We start from the raw sequence: 24631 nt of genomic DNA, 5'->3' as shown, positions 1-24631 counted from the left end.
AAGCACATGACCACCCAACTCCTCCCCGCACAACCCGCGGCCCTCGGCCACGCCATCCTGGCGGCGGCGCTGATGCTGCCAGGCCTGGTGCACGCCGAAACGCCGCCGGAGCACGCATCCATCAGCGTCAAGCTGCTCAGTTACGAAGAGAGCCAGTCCAGCATGGACCGCATCCGCGTGCGCGCGCCATCGGTCTCGCTGATCGCGCCCGTGGCCGGCGTCTGGTCGGTGGCCGCTTCGCTGACGGCCGACGATGTCTCGGGCGCGTCGCCGCGCTACCACACGGCCGTATCGGGCGCCTCGCGCATGAGCGACGACCGCAAGGCCGGCGACGCCTCTGTCACGCGCTACTTCCAGCGCGGCAGCCTGACCATGGGCGCGGCCTATTCGACCGAGCATGACTACGACTCGCGCGCCCTGTCCGTAACCGGCACCATGTCGAGCGAAGACAAGAACACCACCTGGTCGCTCGGCGTGGGCGGCTCGGACGATGCGATCAACCCGGTCAATTTCATCGTGCGCGACGAGTCGCGCCAGACCGTGAACTTCCTCGCCGGCGTGACCCAGGTACTGGGACCGAACGACCTGGCGCAGCTGACCGTGACCCATAACCGCGGCCACGGCTATTTTTCGGACCCGTACAAGGCGTTCGACAACCGTCCGCGCCAGCGCAACCAGAGCACCCTGATGGGGCGCTGGAACCATCATTACGCCGCCACCGGGGGCACCAGCCGCCTCTCGTACCGTTATTACACCGACACCTACGGCATCCGCGCCCACACCTTCGGCGGCGAATACGTGCAGCCGGCCGGCCAGGGCTGGATCATCACGCCGTCGGCGCGCCTGTATTCGCAGCGCGCGGCGCGCTTCTACTTCGACCCGGTGTACGACGGCGTGCTGGGCGAGCCGTTCCGGCCCGGCTATGCCGGCAACCCTGACGCCCTGTCGTCGGCCGACCAGCGCCTGTCGGGCTTCGGCGCCGTCACGCTGGGGATCAAGGTGGCCAAGCAGCTCAGCCGCGACTGGATCGTCGACGTCAAGCTGGAAGCCTACCAGCAGCGCGGCAGCTGGCGCCTGTTCGACAAAGGCAGCCCGGGACTGGAGCCGCTGCGCGCCCACAGCATCCAGCTGGGCCTCACGCGGCAGTGGTAATGGACGTGCAAGCGTTCCCGTTCGAGGCCATGGCCAGCCGCTGCGAGCTGCGCCTGGCCATCGCGCCGGGCGTCGATGGCGCCCGCCTGGCGCAGGTGGCCATCGACGAGGTGTTGCGCATCGAGGCCACCTATTCACGCTACCGCACCGGCGGCATTGTGAACCGCATCAATCATGCGGCCGGGCGCGATCCGGTGGTCTGCGACGACGAGACCAATGCGCTGCTGGACTACGCCCGCGTGCTGCACGCCAGCAGCGGCGGCCTGTTCGACATCACCTCGGGCGTGCTACGGCGCGCCTGGGACTTTCGCCGTCCCGTGCTGCCGGCGCAGGCGGCACTCGACGCGCTGCTGCCGCTGGTCGGCTGGCAGCACGTGCAGCGCGAGCATGGCGCCATCCGCCTGGCCAAGGCGGGCATGGAAATCGACTTCGGCGGCTTCGGCAAGGAATACGCGGCCGACCGCGCGGCCGCGCTGCTGGCGGCCGGCGGCGTGCGCCACGGTTACGTCAACCTGGGGGGCGACCTGCGCATCATCGGCCCGCGCCCCGACGGCGCCCCCTGGGAGATCGGCGTGCAGGACCCGCGCGACACCGAACGCCTGGCCGGCGCGATCCCGATTGCCAGCGGCGCGCTCGCCACCAGCGGCGACTACGAACGCTTCATCGACATCGCCGGCAAGCGTTATTGCCATGTGCTCGACCCGCGCAGCGGCATGCCGGTGTCGCACTGGCGCTCGGTCAGCGTGCTCGGCCCCCTGGCGATTGCCGCCGGCAGCTGTTCCACCATCGCCATGCTGATGCAGGAGGATGGCCTGGCCTTCCTCGACAACTCAGGCATGGCCTACCTCGCCATCGACCAGCAAGGCCAGTGCTTCCGCAAGGATGTGTAAGACCACCACCGATTTAACTACTGGAGAACCACCATGAAATCCGCACCCTTCCTGAGATGGCTGCTGTCGCTGCTGGCCATGCTCGCCTTTGCCGGCTGGGCGGGCAAGGCCGCCGCGGCCGACGACTTCCTCGACCCCGAACAAGCGTTCGTGCTGCGTACCGAAGTGCGTGACGGCGGCGCCATCGCCCTGCGCTGGAGCATCGCGCCGGGCTACCACCTGTACCGCGAGCGGCTGGCGTTCACCAGCGCCGCCGGCGACGCGCCGATTCCCGCACCGGCGCTGCCGGCCGGCATCCGCAAGTTCGACGAGAACTTCAACAAGGAGATGGAAACCTACCAGGGCCAGCTCGATGTCGCGCTAGCCCCAGCGCCGGGTAAACCCTTCACCCTGAACGTCGCCTACCAGGGCTGCGCCGACGCCGGCCTGTGCTACGCGCCGGTCAGCAAAACCTATCTGGTCGATCCGGCCAAACCTGGCGTGCTGACACCCCAGGCGGAGGCGCCGCCAGCAGCCAGTGTCGCGGCCAACAGCGCGGCCAGCGCCGCCGCTCCTGAAGACGACACCACGCTGGCCCAGCGCACCCTGCAAAGCGGCAGCCTGTGGCGTATCGGCAGCGCGTTCCTGCTGTTTGGCCTGCTGCTGTCGTTCACGCCATGCGTGCTGCCGATGGTGCCGATCCTGTCGTCGATCATTGTCGGCGAAGGGACGGTCTCGCGCAGCCGCGGCCTGCTGCTCGCTTCCGCCTATTGTCTCGGCATGGCGCTGGTCTACACGGCGCTGGGCGTGGGCGCCGGGCTGGCGGGCGAAGGCCTGGCCGGGGCGCTGCAAAAGCCATGGGTGCTGCTGACGTTCGGCGCGCTGCTGGTCGGACTGGCGCTGTCGATGTTCGATGTCTACCAGTTGCAGCTGCCAAGCGCGCTGCAAACCCGCCTTTCCAGCACCGGCGGCGCGGTGCGCGGCGGACGCTTCGTGGGCGTGTTCATCATGGGCGCGCTGTCGGCACTGATCGTCGGTCCGTGCGTGGCCGGCCCCCTGGCCGGCGCGCTGCTGTACATCAGCCAGACCGGCAACGCCTGGATCGGCGGCTGGGCCCTGTTTTCGATGGCGCTCGGGATGAGCGTACCGCTGCTGCTGACCGGTCTTTCGGCCGGCAGCCTGCTGCCGCGCGCCGGCGCCTGGATGAATGGCGTGAAAAAGGTGTTCGGCATGCTGCTCATCGCGGTCGCGATCTGGATGGTGTCGCCGGTGTTCCCGGTACCGGTGATGATGGCGCTGTGGGGCGGCTTTGCGATCCTGTGCGCGCTGTTCCTGCATGTGGGCCAGGCGCTGCCGCCGCACAGCGGCGCCGGTGCCTACGCCGGCAAGGCGCTGGGCGTGGTGATGCTGGTCGGCGGCCTGTTCGAGCTGGCCGGCGCGGCCAGCTCGGGCCGCGATGTGCTGCAGCCGCTGGCGCATTTGCGCGGCGGTGGCGGCACCGCGCTCGCCCACGCTGAAACGGGCCCGCAGTTCACGCGCATCCGCACCGTCGCCGAACTGGAACGCGCGCTGGCCGATACCACCACGCCGGTGCTGCTCGACTTTTACGCCGACTGGTGCGTGGCCTGCAAGGAGATGGAACGGATGACGTTCCCCGACAGCGCGGTGGCCGCCTCGATGAAGAAAATGCGCCTGATCCAGGTCGACGTCACTGCCAACAACGCCGACGACCGCGCGCTGATGAAAAAATTCAGCCTGTTCGGGCCACCGGGCATCATCCTGTTCGATGCCAGCGGCAGGGAAGTGCCGCAGGGGCGCATCATCGGCTTCGTGCCGGCCCAGCGCTTTGCCGAGCGCCTGCAGGCCGCGCACGGCACGGCAGGCTGATTACAGCAGCCAGTCGATCGGCAGCAGCGACAGCACGCTCACCGCCGCGCGCTTCCAGAAGCCGGTACCGGGCTCGGTGTCGTGGCGGATTTCCGTATCCCCCACGCGCTCGGTCCAGTACAGGGCGCCGTCGGGGGCCAGGCGCACCCGGTAAGCGCGCGCCGGCACCCGCTCGCGCAGGGCCTTCGCCATGCGGGCAGCCATGTCGGGGCTCTCGATCACAAACCCCATCTCGGTATTGAGGTCGGCCGAGCGCGGGTCGAAGTTGAAGGACCCGATGAAGACGCGCTTGCGGTCCACCGAGAACGTCTTCGCGTGCAGGCTCGATGCGGAGCTGCCAAGCTTACCGCCCTTTGCCCCTTCGGGCGCACGCTCGCCGCCAACGCCGCGGTGCAGTTCATACAGCGTCACACCCGCTTCCAGCAAGGGCTTGCGCCATTTGGCGTAGCCTGCGTGGACCACTGCCACGTCGGTCGCTTCGAGCGAATTGGTCAGGATGTGCACGTCCATGCCGCGCGCCGCCATCGCCGCGAAATTGGCGGCCCAGGTTTTACCGGGCACGAAGTACGACGATACCAGGTCCACCGTCCGGGTCGGGTCGCCCAACAGCTTGCGCAGCTGGTAAGCGACCTTGGACTCAGGCGCCTCCTTGCCGAGCACCTTGTCCGGGTCGTCGCTCACCAGCGTCGTCGTGGCCCACTCGAACGGCAGGCTGCGGTTGACCAGCTGCGCGACGAAAGGCGAAGCGCGCAGCGCCGCCACGTACTCGGCGCCCGCCGCCCCCTGCCCGGCCTGTACGGCCAGCTTGTCCGCGCTGCCGGGGGCGGCCGCCGGCACCAGCAGAGCGACCGGATAGGCCGAGCGGCTATTCCAGTAGCGGTCGAAGTCGCGCGAGACGGCCTCCACCACCGGTCCGACCGCCATCACATCGAGATCGATGAACAGCAGGCTGCCGGCCACGCCAAAGTACTCGTCGCCGATATTGCGCCCGCCGATAATGGTGGCCGCGTTATCGGCCGTGAAGGATTTGTTGTGCATGCGCCGGTTCAGGCGCGTAAAGTCGGACAGGAAGCCGACGGCGCGGTGCGCGCGCGTGACGAAGGGATTGAACAGGCGCACTTCGATGTTGGGGTCGGCGTCGAGCGCGGCGAGCACCGGGTCGAGGCCGCGCGTGTTGTTATCGTCGAGCAGGAGGCGCACCCGCACGCCGCGCGCCGCCGCCTCGCGCAAGGCGTTGAACAGCAACATGCCGGTGGTATCGTTGCGCCAGATATAGTACTGGATGTCGAGGGTGCGTTCGGCGGCGTTGGCCAGCATGGCGCGCGCGGCAAAGGCGTCGCGCCCGTTGGCCAGCGAATACAGGCCCGACATGCCGGGATGGGCTGCGTTCAGCGGCGCCAGCGCCGTGCCCAGGCGCGTGGCGGCGGTGGCGGCGATGTAGTGGCTGGGCGTGCGGCCATCGAGCGCGGGCAGGCCGGCGCAGCCGCACAGCGTGGCCGCGAGCAGCAGCGCGGCCAGCATCGAGGTCAGTGGTGATGTTTGCATGCTTCCTCCCGGACTGCGCCCAAGGGCGAACCGGATTATGCCAGTGGCGGCGCGGTTCCTGCGTTAACCCCGGCCTAATCTGTGTGCGCGACAATGTTGACGTTTATTTATCCAGACCCGCCCCATGAAAAGAACCTTGCCATGACCGTCAGCCTCGGGCCCTTCAGCTTCCAGACGGCGCACCTGCTGCTGCTCATATCGCTACTTATAGCATGCGGCCTCGGCAACTGGGTTGGGCGCCATCAGAAGGTCCGGACCGGCAAGGTGCTGCTCGACATGCTGCTGGTCGGGCTGGTGGCGGGCCGGATCGTGTTCGTGGCCACCTGGTTCGCCCAGTACCGCGCGGCGCCGCTATCGATCATCGATATCCGCGATGGCGGCTTTACGCCATGGGCGGTGATGCTGGCCGGCCTGGCGTACGGCGGCTGGCGCATGCTGAAGAACCCGCGCCTGCGCAATCCGCTGGCGGCCGGCATGCTGGCGGGGGCGCTGGCCTGGTTCACGTCGGGGGCGCCGCTGCTGCTGAACCTGAGCGAACCCAAGCCCTTGCCCGTGACGGCGCTGAGCACGCCCACCGGCGCGCCGGTCACGCTGGCGGCGCTGGCGCAAGGGCGGCCGGTGGTGGTCAATCTGTGGGCCAGCTGGTGCCCGCCCTGCCGCGCAGAAATGCCGCTGCTCGCCGCCGCCCAGCAACGCGAGCGCAATGTGGTGTTTGTTTTCGTCAACCAGGGCGAAGATGCGCACACCGTACGGGCGTATGTGAACGGCAGCGCACCGACGCTGGAAAACGTGGTGCTCGATGCCAATTCGGCCATGGGTCGCGAGGTGGGGTCGGGCGCGCTGCCGACCACCCTGTTTTACGACGCCAGCGGCCGGCTTGCCGATTCGCATCTCGGCGCCGTGTCGGCGGCCTCGCTCGAGAGCAAGCTGGCGCGCCTGCGCAAGCCGGATTAATTACATCAAATCAACTACATATCGTCCATCGCGGCGAACAGCCCCGCGGGCAATTCCTGCTCGATCTGCACGGTCCGGTTGCGCCCTTCCTGCTTGGCTTCGGCCATGGCTTTTTCGGCGCGCTGGATCATCATCTCGGCCGTTTCGGCCGGCGCATTGGTGGTCAGGCCGGCCGAGAAAGTGACCGTGGTGCCGGGCGTGAGCGTGTCCCAGCCGAAAGCGGCGACCTTGGCGGTGAGGCGGTTCATCGCCAGCACGCCCTGGTGCAGCCAGGTGGCCGGCAGGATCACGCCGAACTGGTCGCTCTCGATGCGGCCGAAGCGGTCCAGCGTACGCAGCAATTCGGTGGCCGAGCGGGTGATGCCCTGGAGCACAGCGTCGCCGATGTCGTGGCCGAACTGCTGGTTGACGTCCTTCATGTGATCGATGCCGATCATGGCGAAGCAGAACGGCTGGCCCGTGCGCGAGGAGCGCTGCAGCTCTTCGGCCACCAGCTCGGTCAGGGCGCGCCGGTTGAGCACGCCGGTCAGGATGTCGTGACGCGTGAGCGACTCGGTCAGGTTCAGGATGTCCTGTTCTTTTTCAGCCAGTCTGGCGCGCAAGGGCGCGCATGCCGGGCAACCGTCGCATTCTGTGCTCATGTAAATTCCTTGAAGATGAAAACCGATAGGCAGAGCTTACCGCCGGAGTTACCTGCAATCAAGCATTATCCGTGGCGGTCAGTGGCGGTGTTGCCGCGCGCCGCCCGTCCCCGGGCGGCGGCGAAGGTTTCCTCGAACATGCGGCGGTTGTCGATGCCGGTCAGGATGTCGGTACGGGCCTGGGCTTCCAGCTTCAGTTCGGCCTGGCGGCGCTGCTGCGAGAGCGTGTAGGACGCGCGGCTGAGCTCGCTAAATTCAGCGCGCCCGCGCACATTGAACACAGCGGTCCCGGCGCTGCCGTCGACGATGCCTGCCACATGGCCGCGCAGCGCGGTCGGGCGCATATGGATCAGCGGCGTGAACGTTTCGTCGACCGGATACACGGCGCCCACAATCGAGTCGGTCTTGCGCAGGCGCTTGTAGGTGATCAGGGCGCGCACGCCACGCTTGGTGGGGCCTTCGACCCAGCCCTCGAAACCGCCCAGCGCGGCCACGGTCGAGGCCACGGCGCCGCCGGCCTCGTCCTGCACGCGCTGCAACATGCGCTCCTTGTTGGGATGATGAATGATGGTGCCGGCGCCGGTCAGCATGAACAGATAGCCGGTCGCGCCCGATCCGAGCGCTGCGAGCTGGCCGAAAAAGCGCGGACGCTGCAGGTCGATGGCGCCGCCCAGCATGAAGATCAGCTTGCCTTGTTCGTCATACAGCGGTTCAGTGACGAGAATGACCGGCTGGCCCGACAGCGCGCCCGTGCGGCCCTCTCGACAGGCGCGACAGCAGTGCTCAAGCGAACGCAACAATTTTGTAAAAAAGCGTAACATAAGAACATTGTTGAGGTTTCTGGCTGGCCGACCGTCCAAGCACAAGCCCGGCGCCGCGAGATTGCCTATGACATATCAATTTACGGAACTGCGCATGGTGCCGCGACAAGCGCCCTGCCTGACCGATTCGTGATCGAACCGAAGACCAAAAGGTGTACACAGTGCAGCCACAAACCCTTGCCACAAGTCCGACGCCGTCGGCAACAGAACGCCCCCGGATACTGATCGTCGACGACAACGCCGACGCGGCCGACACGCTCGGCACCTATCTTCAACTGTGCGGCTACGCGGTGACCATCGCCACCGACCCGTACGCGGCCCTGAACCTGGCGCGCGAACTGCGCCCGCAGGTGTGCGTGCTCGACATCGGCCTGCCCGGCATGAACGGTAACGTGCTGGCGGAAAACCTGCGGCGCCTGCCGGACACCTCGGGGGCGGTGCTGATCGCCCTGACCGGTTACGGCCAGGCGTACGACAAACAGCGTTCGCTCGGCGCGGGCTTCGACCATTATTTCGTCAAACCGGTCAATCCGGGCACGATCAAGGACCTGATCGACCGCATGCCCTGATGCCGGCCACCGCGCGCCGCTGCGGCGCGCCGCTCGTGATCCACGCCGGCGGCGCGCTCGCGCCGCCGCGTCTCACCCATTTTCCGTTCCGCAAACACGACAGTCGAGGATCATTGCGAAAGGAATGATTTTCGCGTTTTCCGGACCTCTTGCGCGCGCTTCGCCACATCACCGATCACCACTCATGACCGCTTTCCCTGCCCCGTCCACGCTTCCCCCATTCCTTTCGGACGGGGGTGGCATGGGCGCGGCGTTCGCCGCGCTCGACTGGGCCGCCACACCGCTCGGACCGATCGGCAACTGGCCGCAAGCCCTGAAAACGGGCGTCGCGCTGATCCTGCGCTCGCCCGTTCCCATGACGATCCTGTGGGGGCCGCAAGGGGTCATGCTCTACAACGCCGGCTATGCCCATTTTGCCGGCACCCGCCACCCCGGCATTCTGGGCATGCCGGTATGCGCGGCTTTCCCGGACGTCGCCGCCTTCAACCAGAACGTGCTGGCGGTGGTGCTCGGCGGCGGCACCCTGACCTACCGCGACCAGGAATTGACGTGGACCCGCAACGGCGTGCCGGAGCACTTCTGGCTGAACCTCGACTATTCCCCGCTGGTGGACGACGCCGGCCAGGTCGCCGGCGCGATCGCGATCGTCATCGATACCACCGGCAAGGTGCTGGCCGAACGCCACGCGCGCGGCGAACTGGGCCGTCTGCACAGCATGTTCCACGAGGCGCCCGGCTTCATGGCCCTGCTGACGGGAAAAAAACACGAATTCGTGCTCGCCAACAAGGCATACCTCGACCTGGTCGGCCAACGCGACGTGCTCGGCAAGACTGTGCGCGAGGTGCTGCCGGAAGCGGAAGAACAGGGCTACATTGCCCACCTCGACCGCGTGTTCGGCAGCGGGATCGCCTTCAACGGCGCCGCGCTGCCGTTGACGTTTGCGGCCACCGCCACCAGCCCGGCACGCCAGGTCTTCCTCGACTTTGTGTACCAGCCGGTACGCGACGACAAGGGTGTCATCGACGGCGTGTTCGTGCAGGGCGCCGAGGTGACCGAACGGGTCCACGCCGAACGGACGACTCGCGCCAACGAGCTCAAGTTCCGCGTGTGGGCGCAAGCGGTCCCCAACCACGTATGGTCGGCCCGCGCCGACGGCTACCTGGACTGGTTCAACGACCGCGTGTACGCCTACTGCGGCGCCGCGCAGGGCGAACTCGACGGCGATGCCTGGACCTCCATCGTGTACCAGCCCGACATTGCCGACGCGGCCCAACGCTGGGCCCATGCCCTCGCCGAGCGCGAGGTCTACGAAACCGAGTTCCGCATCCGGCGCGCCGACGGCGCTTATCGCTGGCACCTGGTGCGCGCCCTGCCGATTTTCAGCGACAGCGGCGAGCTGCTCAGCTGGATCGGCACCAACACCGACATCGACGACCACAAGGGAAGTTCGCTGGCGCTCGAACGGCTCAACAGCACGCTGGCCGAGCAGGTCGGTGCCCGTACCGCCGAACGCGACCGCATGTGGCGCCTGTCGACCGACATCATGCTGGTGGCCGACTTCAACGCGGCCATCGTCGCGGTCAACCCGGCGTTCAGCGCCGTGCTGGGCTGGGATACCGATACCGTGGTTGGACAATCGTTCATGGAACTGGTTCATCCCGACGACCGCGCCGCGACCCTGGAACAGGTGGCGTCGCTGGGCACGGGGGCGCTGACCTTCCGTTTTGAAAACCGCTACCGCCGGCGCGACGGCGGCTACAGCATCCTGTCGTGGAGCGCGGCACCGGACCAGCAGTTCATCCATGCGGTGGGGCGCGACATCAGCGCCGAGCGCCAGGCGGCGCAAGCCATGCGCCAGACCGAACTGGCGCTCCAGCAAGCCCAGAAAATGGAAACCATCGGCAAGCTGACCGGCGGCGTGGCGCACGATTTCAATAACCTGCTGCAGGTTATCTCGGGCAATCTGCAATTGCTGTCGAAAGATGTGCAAGGCAATCCGCGCGCCGCCCGGCGGGTCCAGAACGCGATGGCGGGCGTCGACCGTGGTGCCAGGCTGGCCAGCTACCTGCTCGCCTTCGGCCGGCGCCAGGCGCTCGAACCGAAAGTGGTCAAGATCGGCCAGTTCGTGATCGGCATGGAAGACATGCTGCGCCGCAGCCTGGGCGAAGCGATCGAGATCGACACCGTCATTGCAGGCGATCTGTGGAACACCCTGGTCGACACGGCCCAGGTGGAAAACGCCCTCCTGAACCTGGCCATCAACGCGCGCGACGCGATGGAAGGCAGCGGCACGCTGACCATTGAAGTAGGCAACGCGCTGCTCGACGACCTGTATGCGAGCGCCCACCCGGAGGTGGCGCCGGGGCACTACGTGGCGCTGGCCGTGCGCGATACCGGCAAGGGCATGACGCCCGAGGTGCTGGCGCACGCCTTCGAGCCGTTTTTCTCCACCAAGCCGGAGGGCAAGGGCACCGGACTGGGCTTGTCGATGGTGTATGGCTTCGTCAAGCAATCGGGCGGCCATGTGAAGATTGACAGCGAAGCCGGGCACGGCACCACCGTCAGGATCTACCTGCCGCGCTCGTTCAACGAGGAAGACGCGCAGGCCAGGCCGGTCGACGCGGTGTATGTCGGCGGCACCGAAACCATCCTGGTGGCCGAAGACGACGACCAGGTGCGCGCCACCGTGGTCGAGATGCTGACCGAGCTGGGCTACCGCGTGCTCAGGGCCAGCGACGCCGCCAGCGCGCTGGCCGTGATCGACAGCGGCGTTCACGTCGACCTGCTGTTTACCGACGTGATCATGCCGGGGCCGCTGCGCAGTCCCGAGCTGGCGCGGCGCGCGCGCGAACGCTTGCCGCAACTGGCGGTGTTGTTTACCTCGGGTTACACGCAAGACGCCATCGTGCATGGCGGCCGGCTCGACGCCGGGGTCGAACTGCTGGGCAAGCCATACACGCGCGAAGCGCTGGCCAGGAAAATCCGCCACGTGCTGGCCAACCAACGACAGCTGCTGGCCGGGTTGCCCGATCAGCCTGCCGTACTGCCCCCGGCGCCGCTGCGCGTGCTGCTGGTCGAGGACGAGGCCGCGGTGGGCGAGATCACTTTCGAGATGCTCAAGCTGATGGGGTATGGCGTCGAATACGTTACCGATGCGCAGGCGGCGCTGGAGGCGATGGCGCGTACGCCGTTCGATGTCATGATCACCGACGTCGGCCTGCCGGGGTTGCCGGGCAATGTGCTGGCGGAAAAAGCGCGCGAAATTTTGCCGGGCCTGGCGGTGGTGTTCGCCACCGGGCAGATTCATCCCGGCGTGGCGCCGGGCGATCTGGTGCTGAACAAGCCGTACGATATGCATGCCTTGATGGCGGTGATGCAAAAAATCGCGGACCGCCGGGTCTGAACAAGCTGCCGCGGCGGTCCCGCGGCGCGCTACTTTTTCTGCCAATAGGCAAATTCAGTCTCGTAGCAATTGGTATCGACTTCGGAAATCTTCTCCTGCATCACCGCCTGGGCATCCTGCACCGCCTGGTTGTAGATGGACGGGCCGATTTCGCGCAGGCAGAAATCGAGCAGCAGGCGCGCCTTGAGCACACCGACTTCTTCATCGAAATTCTTCATGCAATAGCGCTGCAGGGAGGACAGCAGGCGCTCCTCCGTTTCCTGGTTCAGTTTGATGGACATCGTTGTTTCGTGGAACGTGATTGGGAGCCGCAGCTTAGCAGACTTAGAGCGCCTAACAAAACCTCTCGACGTACCTCCAACAGATGAGTGAGCAGGCCAGCGAAAGAAAGGCTTGATGGATGTCGGCTCGCCGTTCATAACGGATGCGCAGTCTGCGAAAACGGTGCAGCCACCCTAGCGTGCGTTCAACGACCCAACGCCATTGGCCAAGCCTTTCGCGTGACTCGACGCCGTAGCGTGCGATCCGTGCTGAGATTCCTCGCCGGCGCAGTCAGGCCCGATACGCTCTTGAAGCGTACGCTCGATCAGCATCTAGCTTACCTGGACGTTTGCGCGCGCGGCCTAATAGCCCTTTAACTGCTGGGATCGATTCTACGAGAGGGATGAGCGGGCGCGAATCATGGACCTGAGCGCCTGTGATTCGGGCTGCTAGGGGTAGTCCACGCTGATCTACTAGTAAATGGTGTTTGCAGCCGAGTTTGCCGCGGTCAGTCGGGTTCCGACCAGTATGCTCGCCGGCCAGCCGGTGCCGGCACGCTAGCTGCGTCAATGCAGGCTCGATCCCAGATGATCTGGTCGAACTCTCGGAGCCGATGCAGGACTGCCTCGTGGACGCTCTGCCAAACACCCGCTTGCATTCATTCGTGAAGGCGACGCCAGCACGTCATGCCGCTGCCGCACCCAAGCTCACGCGGCAGGTACTCCCAAGGTATTCCGGTTCTGAGGACAAACAAGATTCCCGTTAGGGCTGCACGATCGTTGATTCGCGGTCGCCCACCTTTCGGCGATCTATGGTGAGTTGGAAGATGAGCTTCTATAAGCGGCCAAAGGTCTTCGGGAAGAAGTGCTCGGGCCATGGCATCAGTCCGGCTGCAAACACGGCCGTCATCTTAATGCCCGGACTGCGGCCGCGTACGTCGGCTTCCGCCCCATTGCGGCCGCTCAAAGTTCAGTTGAACGAAAATATTCAGCAGACCGCCAAGCGTCAGCTGGACGGTCTGCTGACCCTTGAATTATTCAATTTCACACGTAATCTTGACCCGCCATATCGGCTCTATTAATACGCATGCCCGACCCACTGTGCCATACAAGCGAGAGTGTATTCCCCTGCCCCTCAGACCTAGCTTCCCGATAAAGACGGATAGATTCAACGAACTTTCTGTATCAGGCGCCTTCACAGCCTCATCCACAACACCAAAGCAGACTTCCGCTCCGTTGCCTTCGAGGCGATGTCTCTAATGGCTATTATGGCGGGAGCCAGATCGTCGGCGCGCCATCCAGCGTGGGTCAGCTCCGGTTGTTTCGCACAGCGTGATGCGACATCTAAAGTTACGCCTTCAGGACTGGCTGATATTTCACGAACAAACTGAATGGGCAACCCAAATACCCGAGGACCATCTTTCGCTTCGCGGTAGACGAGAAAAATTGGCTCTATGCCGTTTTTAGTGGAACTTTACACGGCGGTGGAAACGTGATGCTGCGAAATCGAGTGAATTTCCCCCTAACCTGCCACCCAGCGCGGGGAAGTCGTTTCGCCAGACGGGGTCGCGGCCACGATGTGCCGTCAAGGGTTCGCTGCGCCGGGCTTCGTCCGCCGTTGACTGCACCGAAAACGCCGCTGCTGTGGCAGCTTGCCAATGAGCAACGGATCGGGGCGGGGAAAATACGACCTGTCAACTTCCTCAAAACGGCATAGGGCCGGAAATCCCAATTAAATTATTGCACGATGGAAATTATGACTATTTAAGAATACCTTGACACGGAGCATGAAACATTCGAAAATTAACTGTTCTTTACGCGAATAAAATTGCATCAAATCGATTGCAGTTTAGTCGGGCGCTTAGCCAGACTCTATTTAATTGCTTGGACTTGAGCCGCAGCGACAATTTCCGGCCCTACACTCGCTGCACTCACTCCGGTCCGCAAATTGCCGCTGCGGCTTTTCTAGGTGGAGAACATTTTTCTGTGTCAGACTTGCTAGACCCCCGCCCCATTCTGTTAGATAAGATAAATCTAAGCGCCACGAGATTAGAATTCACCGAGACTCACATAGTGTTGCTATGTGGAGGCAAGGTCAAGTACAAGGAGCGTCCGGAAGACCCAGAGCCCCCAATTGTATCTCTTCGACATGCGATTACGCATGCAACCTCGGAATACGAAACATACCGACCAGAAGATATAACTGACTGGCATGCGGATGGCATATTCAAGAATTTGATGAGTTTTGAAGAGGATTTGGCGGGAATATGCTCATTGGTAGCTATTGTCTTAGAAAGTCCAGGAGCTATTGCAGAACTTGGCGCATTTTCTCAATTACCCGAGCTCAGCAAGAAAATTTTTGCGATAAAATCGCGTGACTTTGACACTGCCGAAAATTTAAGATCTTTCATTAATTTGGGAATTTTGAAATTCATTCGTGATGACAATGAATCTGCAGTCCGCAACTATCCGTGGAACGTTGCAAATCCAGTGTCTATTTCAGCTGAAATTATTAAAGATGTGGTTACGGATCTTCAGGAGGAATTGGAAAAAATTCCGAAGAGCCCGGTCTTCAAAAACAGCCTTAATTCTCATATCGTGGTTCTGGTTTGCGAAATCGTGAGCTTGTTTACTGCAGTCAAGGAAACGGAAATTCTCGCATATCTGGTTTCGTTCGAAGTACAACTAACTCGAGAGGAACTGCGAAGAAAATTATTCCTGTTGGAAAAGTTTCGCTTGCTAAAAAAAGAGACATACAGTGATGCAACATTCTATATGATAGGTAAATCCAAGTACCATAGACTTCGCCTCTCTCTCAAAGAAGGGGAACATCATGACGCTATCAGAACCCAGATGGAATGCCTAGCCTTCTACAATTCTCATCCAAAGCAAAGGAATCGATCGCGGGCTATTAAGCAGGCGGCGATAGGATTGCAACGATGATGCTCAATTTATCGAAGTTACTTCACATCTCCCTTGGAATTACTGAATATCAGTTAGAGAGGCTAATCCAGCGGTCACCTAATACGTACAAGACGTATGCTATTCCAAAGCGTAGCGGAGGCTATCGAACTATTGCTCAGCCTGCAAAAGAGACGAAATTCATTCAGAAATGGTTAATTGAAAACGTGTTTTCAACACTAGCGGTTCACGAATGTGCCACGGCGTACAAAAAAGGCGCAAGCATCAAAGCGAACGTACTAGTTCACGTTTCAAATTCCTATATAGCGAAATTTGATTTTAGCAATTTTTTCTCTTCTATCAAATATGAACATGTCCTTTCTTTCTTGACCAATCGGCTGTCGGATACATTCGACGCCAACGATATCTCAAAGATGGCGCAAGCCTCCTGTATTAAGCATGTTGGTCAAAACACTCTGTGTCTCAGTGTTGGCGCGCCAAGTTCTCCGATGCTTTCAAATGCCATTATGTTTGAATTTGATGACCTCATTAGTTCTTGGGCTGCGGCTAATCAGTTATCGTATACTCGTTACGCAGATGATTTGACATTTTCAACGAATGCTAAGGGCAGTTGTTTGAAGATTGAGGCTAAGTTGCGTGAAGTGATCGCCGACCTAGAGCATGTTGTTCTAACTCTTAATGACCAAAAGACTGTCCACTTATCGAAAAAATTTCAGCGTCGCGTTACGGGCCTTGTAATTAATAACCAAGCTCAGATATCACTTGGGCGGGATCGAAAGCGGGAGATAAGCGCGCTGATCCATAAGTTTTCGCTGAATCGTCTGCCGGACGACGACATTTATCGCCTTCAAGGGTTGCTAGGTTTTGCGTCGGATGTGGAGCCGGACTTTATCGTTCGAATGAATCAAAAATATGGTAATCAACTATTGCACGAATTATTTCAGAAGCGCACACAAAAGCTTGGGCCTGAATTGGGCCTCTGGGCTGCGCGGACTGAGTAATACGGGGAGTGGAACTTGCGCTGCGCCGGGCTTCGTCCGCCCTTGACCACACCGAAAACTCCGTTGAGGTTGTGACATGCAGGCCGGCCGTGCTCTGAGAAAGGCGCAATGCGGTCTGTCAACTTCCACTCGCAACTACATTGGGCCGAAAATGGAAGCGCGATGTTCCGCACTATTTTATGATTGTGTTTTACTGTTGAATATCTTAGCAATTTTGTCGGTCTGCTCCACACTTATTTCCTCTACATCGCCGAACTCCGTCCCTCCACTTGGCAAAGTACCGGCTACGTGAAAATGTACTTGGCTTATGGCCTGACCAGCTGGAACTCCGTTATTCTGCCATACCTCAATTCCAGGCTTAGGGAAGCGCTGATCTATTGACGATTCTGGCTGGCGGTGCAAAGTTTTTGATGCCGCGTTTCTGACGAGCCGCATCGGCGATATCTACACAGTTGAGGCGGCCAATTCTTCCGTTTCAAGGGCGTTTTTCTCGCCCTTTCATTGTCAGGACGGAGTTCGGGTTTCCGAGACCGTAAATTGCCGGCCCGCGAGTATCAAGTTCGCGAAGCCGAACCGGGTGAACAGTTGGGCAGTGTTTTTCTTCAAGCCGCGGTAGCGCGCTTTCCGATGACGAAAGAGGTTCTTGACGACATGGAACGGATGCTCAACTTTGGCCCGCACGCTTGCCTTCAAGTGCTCCAGCTTTTCCGTCATGCGGCCGAGTTTGTTGGCAGGCAGCGCCTTGCGTTTGGTTCTCTTCATTGCGACGTGCCAAGTCACTTTAGTTTCAAGATTCTCTTCGCGTTTTTCAACGCCCTGGTATCCCGCATCGCCCAGTACCGCCACTTCATCGCCGTGCAGCAATGCATGTGCCTGCGTCACATCGGCCACAGCAGCGTTCCAGGCAGCCTCAGGCGCATCTCGCTGCCCTGCCCCGGCGCCGATGTCCAGCGCACGTTCGCGCCCAGGCGCTCGGCCCGCTCGCTGATGCCGGGCAAGCCCCAGTGGCCCGGCAAGCCGCCGTCGCGCAGCACCTCGGCCGGCAAGCCGCAGCCGTTGTCGCGCACCACGACCGTCAGTTCCTTGCGCTCGTACAGCAATTCCACCTCGATCTTGCTCGCTTTGGCATGCTTGAAGGCATTGAGCATCGCCTCGTTCGCGATCCGGTACACCTCGTGCGCCACCAGCGGCGGCAGCGCGCGCACCCGTCCGGCCTCGCGCAGCGCAAACTGCACGCCGCGTTCCTGCGCCATGCGCTGGCCTTCGCGTTCGAGCATGCCCGCCATGTCCGCCTGGAAATGGTCGTGCGCGCGCAAGTCCTGTACCTGGTCGCGCCCTTCCTGCAGCATCAGCTCGGCCTGGTCGAGCGCGCTGTCCATCAGTTGCCTGACCGGTTCGTGGGGCCCGACCTTGGTCGCCGCCATGTGAAAGCGCAGGATCAGCGCCTGCACGCCCTGCAGCAAGGTATCGTGCAGCTCGCGCGCGATGCGCTCGCGCTCGTCCACCTGCACCTGCAGCCGGCCCTGGATGCGCGAGGCCAGCTGGCGCATGCGCCAGCGGTACAGCGCCCACAGCAGTCCCAGCGCGAGCAGCACGCAGGCGGCACGGAACCAGACGCTCTGGGTGAGGGTCGGTGCGATGCTGAACTGGAAGATGGCGCCGGTGTTGCTCCAGACCCCGTCCTGGTTCGACGCCTGTACCTGGAAACGGTACTCGCCCGGGCCCATGCCGGTAAAGAAAGCGCTGCGGCCGGGGCCGGCGGCGGTCCATCCGGCGTCCTGTCCTTCGAGGCGGAAGCGGAACGCCACGCGCTCGGGCATCGACAGGCTCAGCGCGGTGTAGTCGAGCTGCAAGCGCTGCGTGCCGGCCGGCAGGCGCAAGCCGTCGCGCGCGGGATAGTTCTGGCCTTCCACGGTCACGCCGCGCATTTCCACGTGGGGGGCCAGCAGGTTGCGGCGCAGCCGGGCCGGATCGACCGAGACCACGCTGTTGGCGGTGGTAAACCACAGGCGGCCATCGCTGGCGGCCACCGCCGACGGCACCGGCACCATCTGCGGCGCGGTACCGGTCAAGCCATCTTCCTGGTCGTAGCGCACGAAGCGCACGCGATAGCCCGGCTCGGCCACAGCACGCTTGAGCTCGGCGGCGTCGATCACGCTGATGCCTTCGCTGCCGTTGAGCCACAACTGGCCGCTGGCGGAGGCCACGATGCCGGACACGCCCATGAATTTTTCGTCATTCACGCCAAGCAGCGGATGAAAGCGCTTGCCGTCGAAGTACGCCACCCCGCTATCGCCGCCAATCCAGGTCCGGCTGTCATGCCGGTAGACCTGGAACACGACGCCCACCTGCAAGCCCTCGGCGGGACCGAGCAGGCGGAACTTGCCTTGCTCGCGCAGCGCGATCCGGTTGCCGATGTAGCCCAGCCATAGCTGGCCATCGGCCATGGCGGTGACGCTGGTCGCGCCGCGCGAGGCGTAGTCGGCATACGGCACGACCTTGCGCCATTCGCCGTCGCGGCGCTCGTAGACGCCACCGCCGTTAAACGAGATCCACATGGTGCCGTCCGCTTCCCTGGCGATGGCGTGCACCGGCCGCCCTTCGGTGTCGGGCGGTGTGAGCAGCTTGGTGAAGGTCTTGCCATCGAGGTAGGACACGCCGCGATGGCCGCCTGCCCAGATAATGCCATCGTTGTCGCGGTACAGGCAGGTCAGCTCGGCGATGCCGTTCGAGGGCATCTCGGCCGCGGGAATCGGCACCGCGCGCGCGCCCGGCACGAAAAAGCCGTCGGTCCAGACGGCGCCGTTGCCGGCGGCGGCCAGCGCGCGCGCTTCGCCGCCGTAGTACAGCGGCAAGGCGGCGGCTTCAAGCTTGGTGCGGCGGAACCGGTCCAGCCCGCTGTTGCTGGCGACCCAGATATTGCCTTCGCGGTCTTCCAGCGCGGTAAACACGATGTAGCCGCTCAAGCCCTGCTGCGGGGTGAGGCGCTGGGTGACCGTGTGGCCGTCGACGCTGAAGCTGCGCTCGACGCCTTCGCGCCGCAGCAGCCAGCGCTCGCCCTCGGCGTCGAACAGCATGTGCGAGGAATATTCGCCGCCAACGCGGCGAAAACGCGCCGCGCCGAGCGGCTGCCGGTCGACCACTTCGAGGCTGTCGTTGCGCCCGCCATTGCTCCAGATCGTGCCGTCGGGCGCTTCGATCAGATTGCCGCTCAGGTCGAGTACATTGGGCAGGCGCCGAAATGCCGACGCGCCCGGTTCGAGCACGAAGGCGGTCTCGACGTTGCCGACCCAAAAGCGGCCGCGGCTGTCCGACATCATCGCCTGCGGCTGGTTGGCCAGTTTCTCGAAACCGGGCATCTTTTCCCAGCGCGCGCCGTTCAGCCGGAACAGGCCGCTTTTGCTGGCGAGCCAGATGCGGCCCTGCGCGTCGCGCCGGATCGCATGCGGCGACGAGGGCGGCATGCCCTCGGCGCTGCCGTAATGGCGCAGCGCGCCATCCTTGAGCAGCCCGACGCCGCCGCTGCGGTAGCCGATCCACAATTGGCCCGACGGCAGGGCCAGCAGCGCCGACACGCCCGGCGAGGCCAGGCTGCCGGTGCGCGGCGCGTAGCGCTCGAACTTCACGCCGTCGAAACGGTATAGGCCGGTGCTGGCGCCCAGCCACAGCCAGCCGTCGGGCGACTGCGCCATGGCGAAAATGATGGTCGGGGCGCCGTCGCGCGCGGTCCAGCTGCTGTGATGCAGGGTGATTGCCGGGGCCGGCGCCGGGGCCGGCTTGACTTGCGGCAGCGGCGCGCTGGTTGTCGCGGCGGGACCGGCGGCCGTGGCCGGAAGCGCCGCGGCGAGCGCCAGAAGCACCGCCAGCGCCCGCTGCTGCCAGCGTCGAAATACCCCCATAAAAACTCCATGTTGCGAAAAATGCCAGCATGATACGGGACTGTGGCATCGAGCGCTTCCTCTGCCTGCGCCCGGACGTGACCCTGATGGACCTGCAAATGCCGGTGCTGGACGGGCACGGCGCCATGCTGGCCATGCGCGCGCTCGGCGCCGGCGCCGGCGCCGCCGGTTACCTGCTCAAATGCGCGATCCGGCTCAACCTGGCCGACGCGATCCACCGCGTGCATGCCGGCCACCGTTATATCCCGGCGGAAGTTGCCGCCGAGATGGCGGCCTACTTCGGCAGCGACAAGCTGTCCGGGCGCGAGCCGGAAACGCCCAGCACCGAGGCCATCGCCGGCTGGCGTGGGCAGATCGAGGAGCTGGTCGGACCCGGTACTGCGGCCGCCAGCGCATTCCGCGCCAAGTATCTGATCTTGCTGCACGATTCGCCCGAGGTGGCGATGGCGCACGGCGCGCTGCGCCAGGTGCTGGGACACTTGCCGCAGCCATCCGCCTGCGGCAACCGTCAACCTCAAGCGCCTCGCCCCGATACAGGAGGAGGGGCCAACAGCAGCGCGCGCGACAAGGCGCCATGCTTACCCAGCACAAACGCATGCAATCGCTGCGGATAGTCGTCGGCCACCGCATTGCGCACCGACAGCCGCGCTTGCAATGCCTGGCGCCAGCGGCTTACCTCGGGCATCGCCCCCAGGAAATCGAGGCCGGGAAGATGGCCGAACAGGTCGACGTAGCGAAATACCGGAGCGAACGCGGCATCGACCAGCGCGAAATCCGCGCCTGAAAAGAAGGGGCCGGCGCGCTCGCTGCCGGCCAGTGCCAGTTCGACCGTGCCGAACTTTGCCTTCAGGTCATCGGCCCGGCCCCCCAAGGCGTCATCGGCGGCGCAACCGTACAGGCCGGCAACCGAGGCCAGCGTTGCCGACGCGACGTCGATCCAGGCCCGGTGCCGGGCCCGGATCAGGGAGTGCCGGGGATGCATTTTCGGATCATAGTCGTCGTCCAGGTATTCGCAGATGGCCGCCGATTCGAATATCGGCTGGCCATCGACCAGCAGCACCGGCGTTTTCCCGAGCGGCGAGATGGCAAGAAACCAGTCCGGCTTGGCCGACAGGTCGATAGCGCGGCGCTCGAACGGCAGGCCCTTTTCGGCCAGCACGATGGCGACGCGCTGCACGTATGGGCAGAGCGCGTGGCTGATGAGTGTGAGTGTCGGATTCATCGTGCAAGCCGATCAGCGCAGGGTGAAGCACGGGCTGCGCATGGCAGCAAGCGCGCCGTCACCGATCAGCCACAGGGCGACAGTCATGATCGGTGTCAGCGCCAGCGCAACCTGGCGCGCATAAACGCCGCCGACCAGCGCCAGGCCGCCCAGCAGTTCCGCCGCAAAAACAGGATAGGCCAGCACGGATGGCAAGCCGACGCTGGCGAAGTAGGCAGCCGTTCCCGCCAGCGTGAAGACCCACAGCTTGAGCAGCGCGTGGGCGATCCACATGATGCCAAGACTGATACGCAAGAGGGTCATGCCATACGCGGCCGCGCTTTGATGAGGTCGGGTTTCCATGGGTTGTTCCTTCCGGATGGGTGAATGCAGGTAATATATCGATTCGAATTTGCAATGAAAATAGGCAAACATGCAGACTATCAATGCAGAAACGCAATACCAGCTCAGTGCAATGGACATGCAGGTGATCCTCGCTCTGGCGCGCGCCGGCACCATCGCCGGCGCTGGCGCGCGCCTGAACGTGGACGCCTCCACAGTGTTTCGCGTGCTCCAGCGCATCGAGAAGGGGCTGGGCCAACGCTTGTTCGAGCGATCGCGCAAAGGCTGCGTGCCACTGGACATGGCGGCCCAGGTCGCCCTCCATGCCGAACACATCGAGACCCAGGTCGAGGCCGCCCGTGCGCTGCTGCAGAGCCAGCCTGATGAGGTTGCCGGCACGGTAAGGCTGACCACGACGGACACGATCCTGCATGGCTTGCTCGCGCCCGCCCTGAAGCCCTTGGCCGTACTGCACCCGAAGCTGGGTTTCGAGCTGCATACCGGCAACGAGCTGGCCAACCTGACGCAGCGCGACGCCGACATTGCCGTGCGCGTCACCAAGCGCCCCCCGCCGCATGTGGTGGGCAAGCACGTGGGGCCGATCAGGGTTGCCCTGTTCGGGGCGACAGATGGCGCGCCAACCCAGTTCGATCCCGACCGCGCCGGATCGCTGGCCTGGATTGCCCCGGACGACGCCATGCCCGAGCATCCGTCGGTAGTGTGGCGACGCAGGCATTTTCCCAGGGTCGCGCCGCGCTATCGCGTCAACAGCATCCTCACAGTGGCCGAGTTCACGGCCATGGGTCTGGGCGTGGGCGTACTGCCGCTATTCCTGGCGCAAGCACGCCCGGACCTCAGGCAATTGAGCCCGGTACTCGACGAATGCCAGACCGAGCTATGGTTGCTGACGCATACCGAGTCCAGATACTTGCGGCGGATCGCGACTGTGTTCAGCCACTTGGCGCAACACTTGCAATTGCGTTAATGTGAGAACTTTCGAAACAATTCACTGGGGGAACCGCATGGCACTGGAATGGACCGACTCGCTCGATGCAGTCGATTGGGAAGAACTGTCGGCGCTTTACAAGGTCGCGCTTGGCGACAAGAGCGCCGCCAATCTGAACATCGTTTTCACCAACAGCCGTTACCGTTGCTTCGTGCATGAGGACGGTCGCATCGTCGGCGTGGGACGCGCCCTGGCCGACGGCGTCGACACCTCCTACGTGTGCGACGTTGCGGTCTTGCCGCAATACCAGGGCAGTGGCCTGGGCAAGCAAATCGTCGCCAAGCTGGTCGCGCTGTCCCACGGGCACAAGAAGATCCTGCTGTATGCGGTGCCGGGCAAGGAACCGTTTTATCGAAAATTCGGATTCAGGCGCATGAAAACGGCGATGGCTATTTTCGACAACCAGGAGTTGGCGCGGGAACGCGGCTACCTGGACCTCGACTAGCCTATGCAGGCCCCGATCTCGACCTTGTCGGCCGGGTTCCCGCCCCACTGCTCTCACACCATCACTCAGGCGGCTCGGCGCCGCCGGCCAGGCCGTCCTCGCTCGTCCCGCCAAGTTTGACCGCGGCAATGCCCATGCCCGACGACTTGCACATGCCCCCGCACTGCAAATCGAAGCGCCAGCTGTGGCGCGGGCAGACCACGTGCAGGTTCTCGTCGATGGTGGCGTAAGCCAGGTCGCCGCCCTGATGCGGACAATAGCGGTTGATCTCGTATTTCCGCCCCAGGTGTTCGATCACGATGCGCTCTTGCGACAGGTTGAAATTGTGCTCCAGGGAGCTGGCCAGGTTCGCTTCATCGGCGAACAGGAAAATGTTGGCGACCGTGTTGTACACGTCCGGCAGCCGCTGGAGCCTTGCGCGCAGGCTCAATGCAAGGTCTTGCCAGCGCGCCTCTGTGCACATCAGCGAAAAATATGTGGTGCTCGCTGTCAGGACAATGCAGGGCGGGCGCGGTTGGGGAGATGCCACCAGCACCTTGCCGACCAGGTCCACCTGCAGCCAGTCGGCGTCGCCCGGGCCCCAGTTGAACGCGATCGATGGCGTGTCCGGTGGCACGGCCATGTCGGCCATGATATCCAGCCGCCGCTGCAGCACGTGCGCAAATCGCGTCGCCGAGAAAGTGTCGGCGGTGTGTTCCCACACGTCCTGATGCGCGGCCCGGTAGCGTTCGAGCTCGGCGGGCGTGGGGGCGGCGATGGGAATCCGGTTCGCGCTCTCGTCAATGCGCTCGCCCGGCCGCGGATAAAGGATGTTGCCGATTCCTTTCTGCGTCAGGTAGTGATCGAGCTGGTCCTGATGAACGAAGATCGTTCCGCTGCCGAGGCTGAGCGCGGGATCGAGAAACGGGAAAAAGCACGGCCCCGCCGCCGGCACGAGAAAGCGCGGAGCAAGGGTCCGGACGCCACCCAGGACGTTGTGGAACTTGCTGAGTGCCTTTTTCCTGGACAGAGTCTGACGCTGCTCCGCCGGCATCTCGAAACAGGCCGGATGCCAGTTGGCGCCGGAAAACTGCACCGAATAGTAGTCGATGTCGCCGAGTTCCTGTTTCAGCATCGCCAGCCGGTCAAACATCTTGCAGTCGTTTTGATTGAAAAAGGTGAAATCGGGCGTGCTGACGAACAAGGCGGCATCCTGATTGATGCCGCCATCATCGATGAACACGCGCAAGCGAATGCCGATGCCCGCCTGGTCGCCCTCGGACAGTTCGACGGTCTGGAGCTGCATGCCGCGCAGCGTGTCGAGCAGATATTTATCTTTATAGTTCGGAATGAAAACCGTGCAACGCGGATGATTCGACAAAGCGCGCAGCGTCGATGCATCGAAATGGTCCTGGTGCGCATGGCTCAGGAAAATGTTCAGCACCCGGTCGGCGCAGCGTTGCTGCACCATGCCGAGCAAGTGGCTGTTCGGCGGCCATTGATGCCAGCTGCCGAAAAACGCACCGTTCTCGCTCAGCCAGGGATCGATCAGCAGGATCTCGTGATCGGTCTCGATCAGGAAGCCGGCATGCCCCAACAATGTGAAGTCTGCTTTCATAGTGAGTATCTCAAGGTTGTATGTCGGGGGACGGACGTCCCCGCTGACAAGCCAGTGTGGTCCGCGCGATCATGCCGGTGCTTGATGAGGAATAAGTCCGGGGGGATTGCCGAGCTC

At 63.3% G+C, this 24631-nt stretch carries 20 protein-coding genes and 2 pseudogenes; 12 read left to right on the top strand and 10 right to left on the bottom strand.

Translation table 11 applies throughout. The features are described 5' to 3' along the window. The first annotated feature begins 6 nt into the window (after positions 1–6). Genes RBA41_RS00335 through dsbD form a run of 3 tightly spaced genes read left to right on the top strand, consistent with a single transcriptional unit; the run spans position 7 to position 3908 of the window. Positions 7–1152 (top strand): DUF3570 domain-containing protein, encoded by a 1146-nt coding sequence (locus RBA41_RS00335; RefSeq protein WP_306619861.1) that lies wholly within the window; start codon positions 7–9, stop codon positions 1150–1152. Further along, positions 1152–2042, top strand: a complete 891-nt coding sequence (locus RBA41_RS00330) for an FAD:protein FMN transferase (RefSeq protein ID WP_306619859.1) — start codon at positions 1152–1154, stop codon at positions 2040–2042. The genes RBA41_RS00335 and RBA41_RS00330 overlap by 1 nt, the downstream gene beginning before the upstream one ends. Positions 2043–2075: 33 nt before the next feature. Further along, positions 2076–3908: a protein-disulfide reductase DsbD gene (gene dsbD, locus RBA41_RS00325; protein WP_306619857.1), complete on the top strand. Its 1833-nt coding sequence runs from the start codon at positions 2076–2078 to the stop codon at positions 3906–3908. On the opposite strand, the gene RBA41_RS00320 is transcribed toward dsbD, so the two are convergent. Further along, positions 3909–5453, bottom strand: coding sequence for a phospholipase D family protein (locus tag RBA41_RS00320; protein WP_306619854.1), 1545 nt, complete (start codon positions 5451–5453; stop codon positions 3909–3911). A 141-nt stretch (positions 5454–5594) separates the two neighbouring features. Here RBA41_RS00320 and RBA41_RS00315 point away from each other — a divergent pair, with 141 nt between their 5' ends. Then, entirely contained in the window at positions 5595–6407 is an 813-nt protein-coding gene (locus tag RBA41_RS00315) for a TlpA disulfide reductase family protein (protein WP_306619852.1), read from the top strand. 14 nt (positions 6408–6421) lie between these two features. Here RBA41_RS00315 and RBA41_RS00310 read toward each other — a convergent pair whose 3' ends face one another. Both RBA41_RS00310 and RBA41_RS00305 read right to left on the bottom strand, forming a co-directional pair. Further along, positions 6422–7048 (bottom strand): GGDEF domain-containing protein, encoded by a 627-nt coding sequence (locus RBA41_RS00310; protein WP_306619850.1) that lies wholly within the window; start codon positions 7046–7048, stop codon positions 6422–6424. 65 nt (positions 7049–7113) lie between these two features. Then, positions 7114–7845 (bottom strand): cache domain-containing protein, encoded by a 732-nt coding sequence (locus tag RBA41_RS00305; RefSeq protein WP_306619849.1) that lies wholly within the window; start codon positions 7843–7845, stop codon positions 7114–7116. A gap of 185 nt (positions 7846–8030) precedes the next feature. Here RBA41_RS00305 and RBA41_RS00300 point away from each other — a divergent pair, with 185 nt between their 5' ends. After that, on the top strand, positions 8031–8438 hold the full coding sequence (locus RBA41_RS00300; RefSeq protein WP_306619847.1) for a response regulator: 408 nt from the start codon (positions 8031–8033) through the stop codon (positions 8436–8438). A gap of 241 nt (positions 8439–8679) precedes the next feature. Continuing rightward, on the top strand, positions 8680–11841 hold the full coding sequence (locus tag RBA41_RS00295) for a hybrid sensor histidine kinase/response regulator (protein ID WP_306619845.1): 3162 nt from the start codon (positions 8680–8682) through the stop codon (positions 11839–11841). Positions 11842–11870: 29 nt separating this feature from the next. Here RBA41_RS00295 and RBA41_RS00290 read toward each other — a convergent pair whose 3' ends face one another. Both RBA41_RS00290 and RBA41_RS00285 read right to left on the bottom strand, forming a co-directional pair. Then, entirely contained in the window at positions 11871–12122 is a 252-nt protein-coding gene (locus tag RBA41_RS00290; RefSeq protein WP_306619843.1) for a DUF2164 domain-containing protein, read from the bottom strand. Between the two features lie 52 nt (positions 12123–12174). Continuing rightward, positions 12175–12979: pseudogene (locus RBA41_RS00285) on the bottom strand (IS5 family transposase). Between RBA41_RS00285 and RBA41_RS00280 the strand changes: the two are divergent. The 3 genes from RBA41_RS00280 to RBA41_RS00270 all read left to right on the top strand — a co-directional run bounded on the left by RBA41_RS00280 (position 12929) and on the right by RBA41_RS00270 (position 16024). Further along, positions 12929–13183, top strand: coding sequence for a hypothetical protein (locus RBA41_RS00280; RefSeq protein ID WP_306620649.1), 255 nt, complete (start codon positions 12929–12931; stop codon positions 13181–13183). The pseudogene RBA41_RS00285 and the gene RBA41_RS00280 overlap by 51 nt on opposite strands. 808 nt (positions 13184–13991) lie before the next feature. After that, on the top strand, positions 13992–15044 hold the full coding sequence (locus tag RBA41_RS00275; RefSeq protein WP_306619841.1) for a retron St85 family effector protein: 1053 nt from the start codon (positions 13992–13994) through the stop codon (positions 15042–15044). Beyond that, positions 15041–16024, top strand: a complete 984-nt coding sequence (locus RBA41_RS00270) for a retron St85 family RNA-directed DNA polymerase (RefSeq protein ID WP_306619839.1) — start codon at positions 15041–15043, stop codon at positions 16022–16024. The genes RBA41_RS00275 and RBA41_RS00270 overlap by 4 nt, the downstream gene beginning before the upstream one ends. 504 nt (positions 16025–16528) lie before the next feature. Here the strand turns inward: RBA41_RS00270 and RBA41_RS00265 are convergent. Both RBA41_RS00265 and RBA41_RS00260 read right to left on the bottom strand, forming a co-directional pair. Beyond that, positions 16529–16915 (bottom strand): annotated as a pseudogene (locus RBA41_RS00265) (transposase); the annotation flags it as partial. After that, complete coding sequence (locus RBA41_RS00260) at positions 16903–17844, bottom strand: ATP-binding protein (RefSeq protein ID WP_306620622.1); 942 nt, start codon at positions 17842–17844, stop codon at positions 16903–16905. The gene RBA41_RS00260 and the pseudogene RBA41_RS00265, both read right to left, overlap by 13 nt. A gap of 2108 nt (positions 17845–19952) precedes the next feature. Between RBA41_RS00260 and RBA41_RS00255 the strand changes: the two genes are divergently transcribed. Further along, positions 19953–20537, top strand: a complete 585-nt coding sequence (locus tag RBA41_RS00255) for a hypothetical protein (RefSeq protein WP_306619838.1) — start codon at positions 19953–19955, stop codon at positions 20535–20537. Here the strand turns inward: RBA41_RS00255 and RBA41_RS00250 are convergent. Both RBA41_RS00250 and RBA41_RS00245 read right to left on the bottom strand, forming a co-directional pair. Further along, positions 20438–21145, bottom strand: a complete 708-nt coding sequence (locus RBA41_RS00250) for a glutathione S-transferase family protein (protein ID WP_306619837.1) — start codon at positions 21143–21145, stop codon at positions 20438–20440. The genes RBA41_RS00255 and RBA41_RS00250 overlap by 100 nt on opposite strands. Before the next feature lie 12 nt (positions 21146–21157). Continuing rightward, positions 21158–21487 carry a DoxX family protein gene (locus RBA41_RS00245; protein ID WP_306619836.1) on the bottom strand — a complete coding sequence of 110 codons (330 nt, stop codon included), beginning with the start codon at positions 21485–21487 and terminating at the stop codon, positions 21158–21160. 79 nt (positions 21488–21566) lie between these two features. On the opposite strand from RBA41_RS00245, the gene RBA41_RS00240 reads away from it, so the two are divergent. Beyond that, a complete protein-coding gene (locus RBA41_RS00240; RefSeq protein WP_306620620.1) occupies positions 21567–22451 on the top strand; it encodes a LysR family transcriptional regulator in 885 nt (294 codons plus the stop codon). 37 nt (positions 22452–22488) lie between these two features. Then, positions 22489–22917: a GNAT family N-acetyltransferase gene (locus RBA41_RS00235; protein WP_306619834.1), complete on the top strand. Its 429-nt coding sequence runs from the start codon at positions 22489–22491 to the stop codon at positions 22915–22917. A 61-nt stretch (positions 22918–22978) separates the two neighbouring features. Here the strand turns inward: RBA41_RS00235 and RBA41_RS00230 are convergent, their stop codons facing one another. Then, positions 22979–24514: an MBL fold metallo-hydrolase gene (locus RBA41_RS00230; RefSeq protein ID WP_306619833.1), complete on the bottom strand. Its 1536-nt coding sequence runs from the start codon at positions 24512–24514 to the stop codon at positions 22979–22981. Positions 24515–24631: the final 117 nt, after the last annotated feature.

The organism is Massilia scottii, from assembly GCF_030846495.1.
Lineage (GTDB): Bacteria > Pseudomonadota > Gammaproteobacteria > Burkholderiales > Burkholderiaceae_D > Telluria_A > Telluria_A violaceinigra.
The sequence above is the reverse complement of the archived record's forward strand: the minus strand, read 5'-3'. Positions and strand labels throughout refer to the sequence as shown.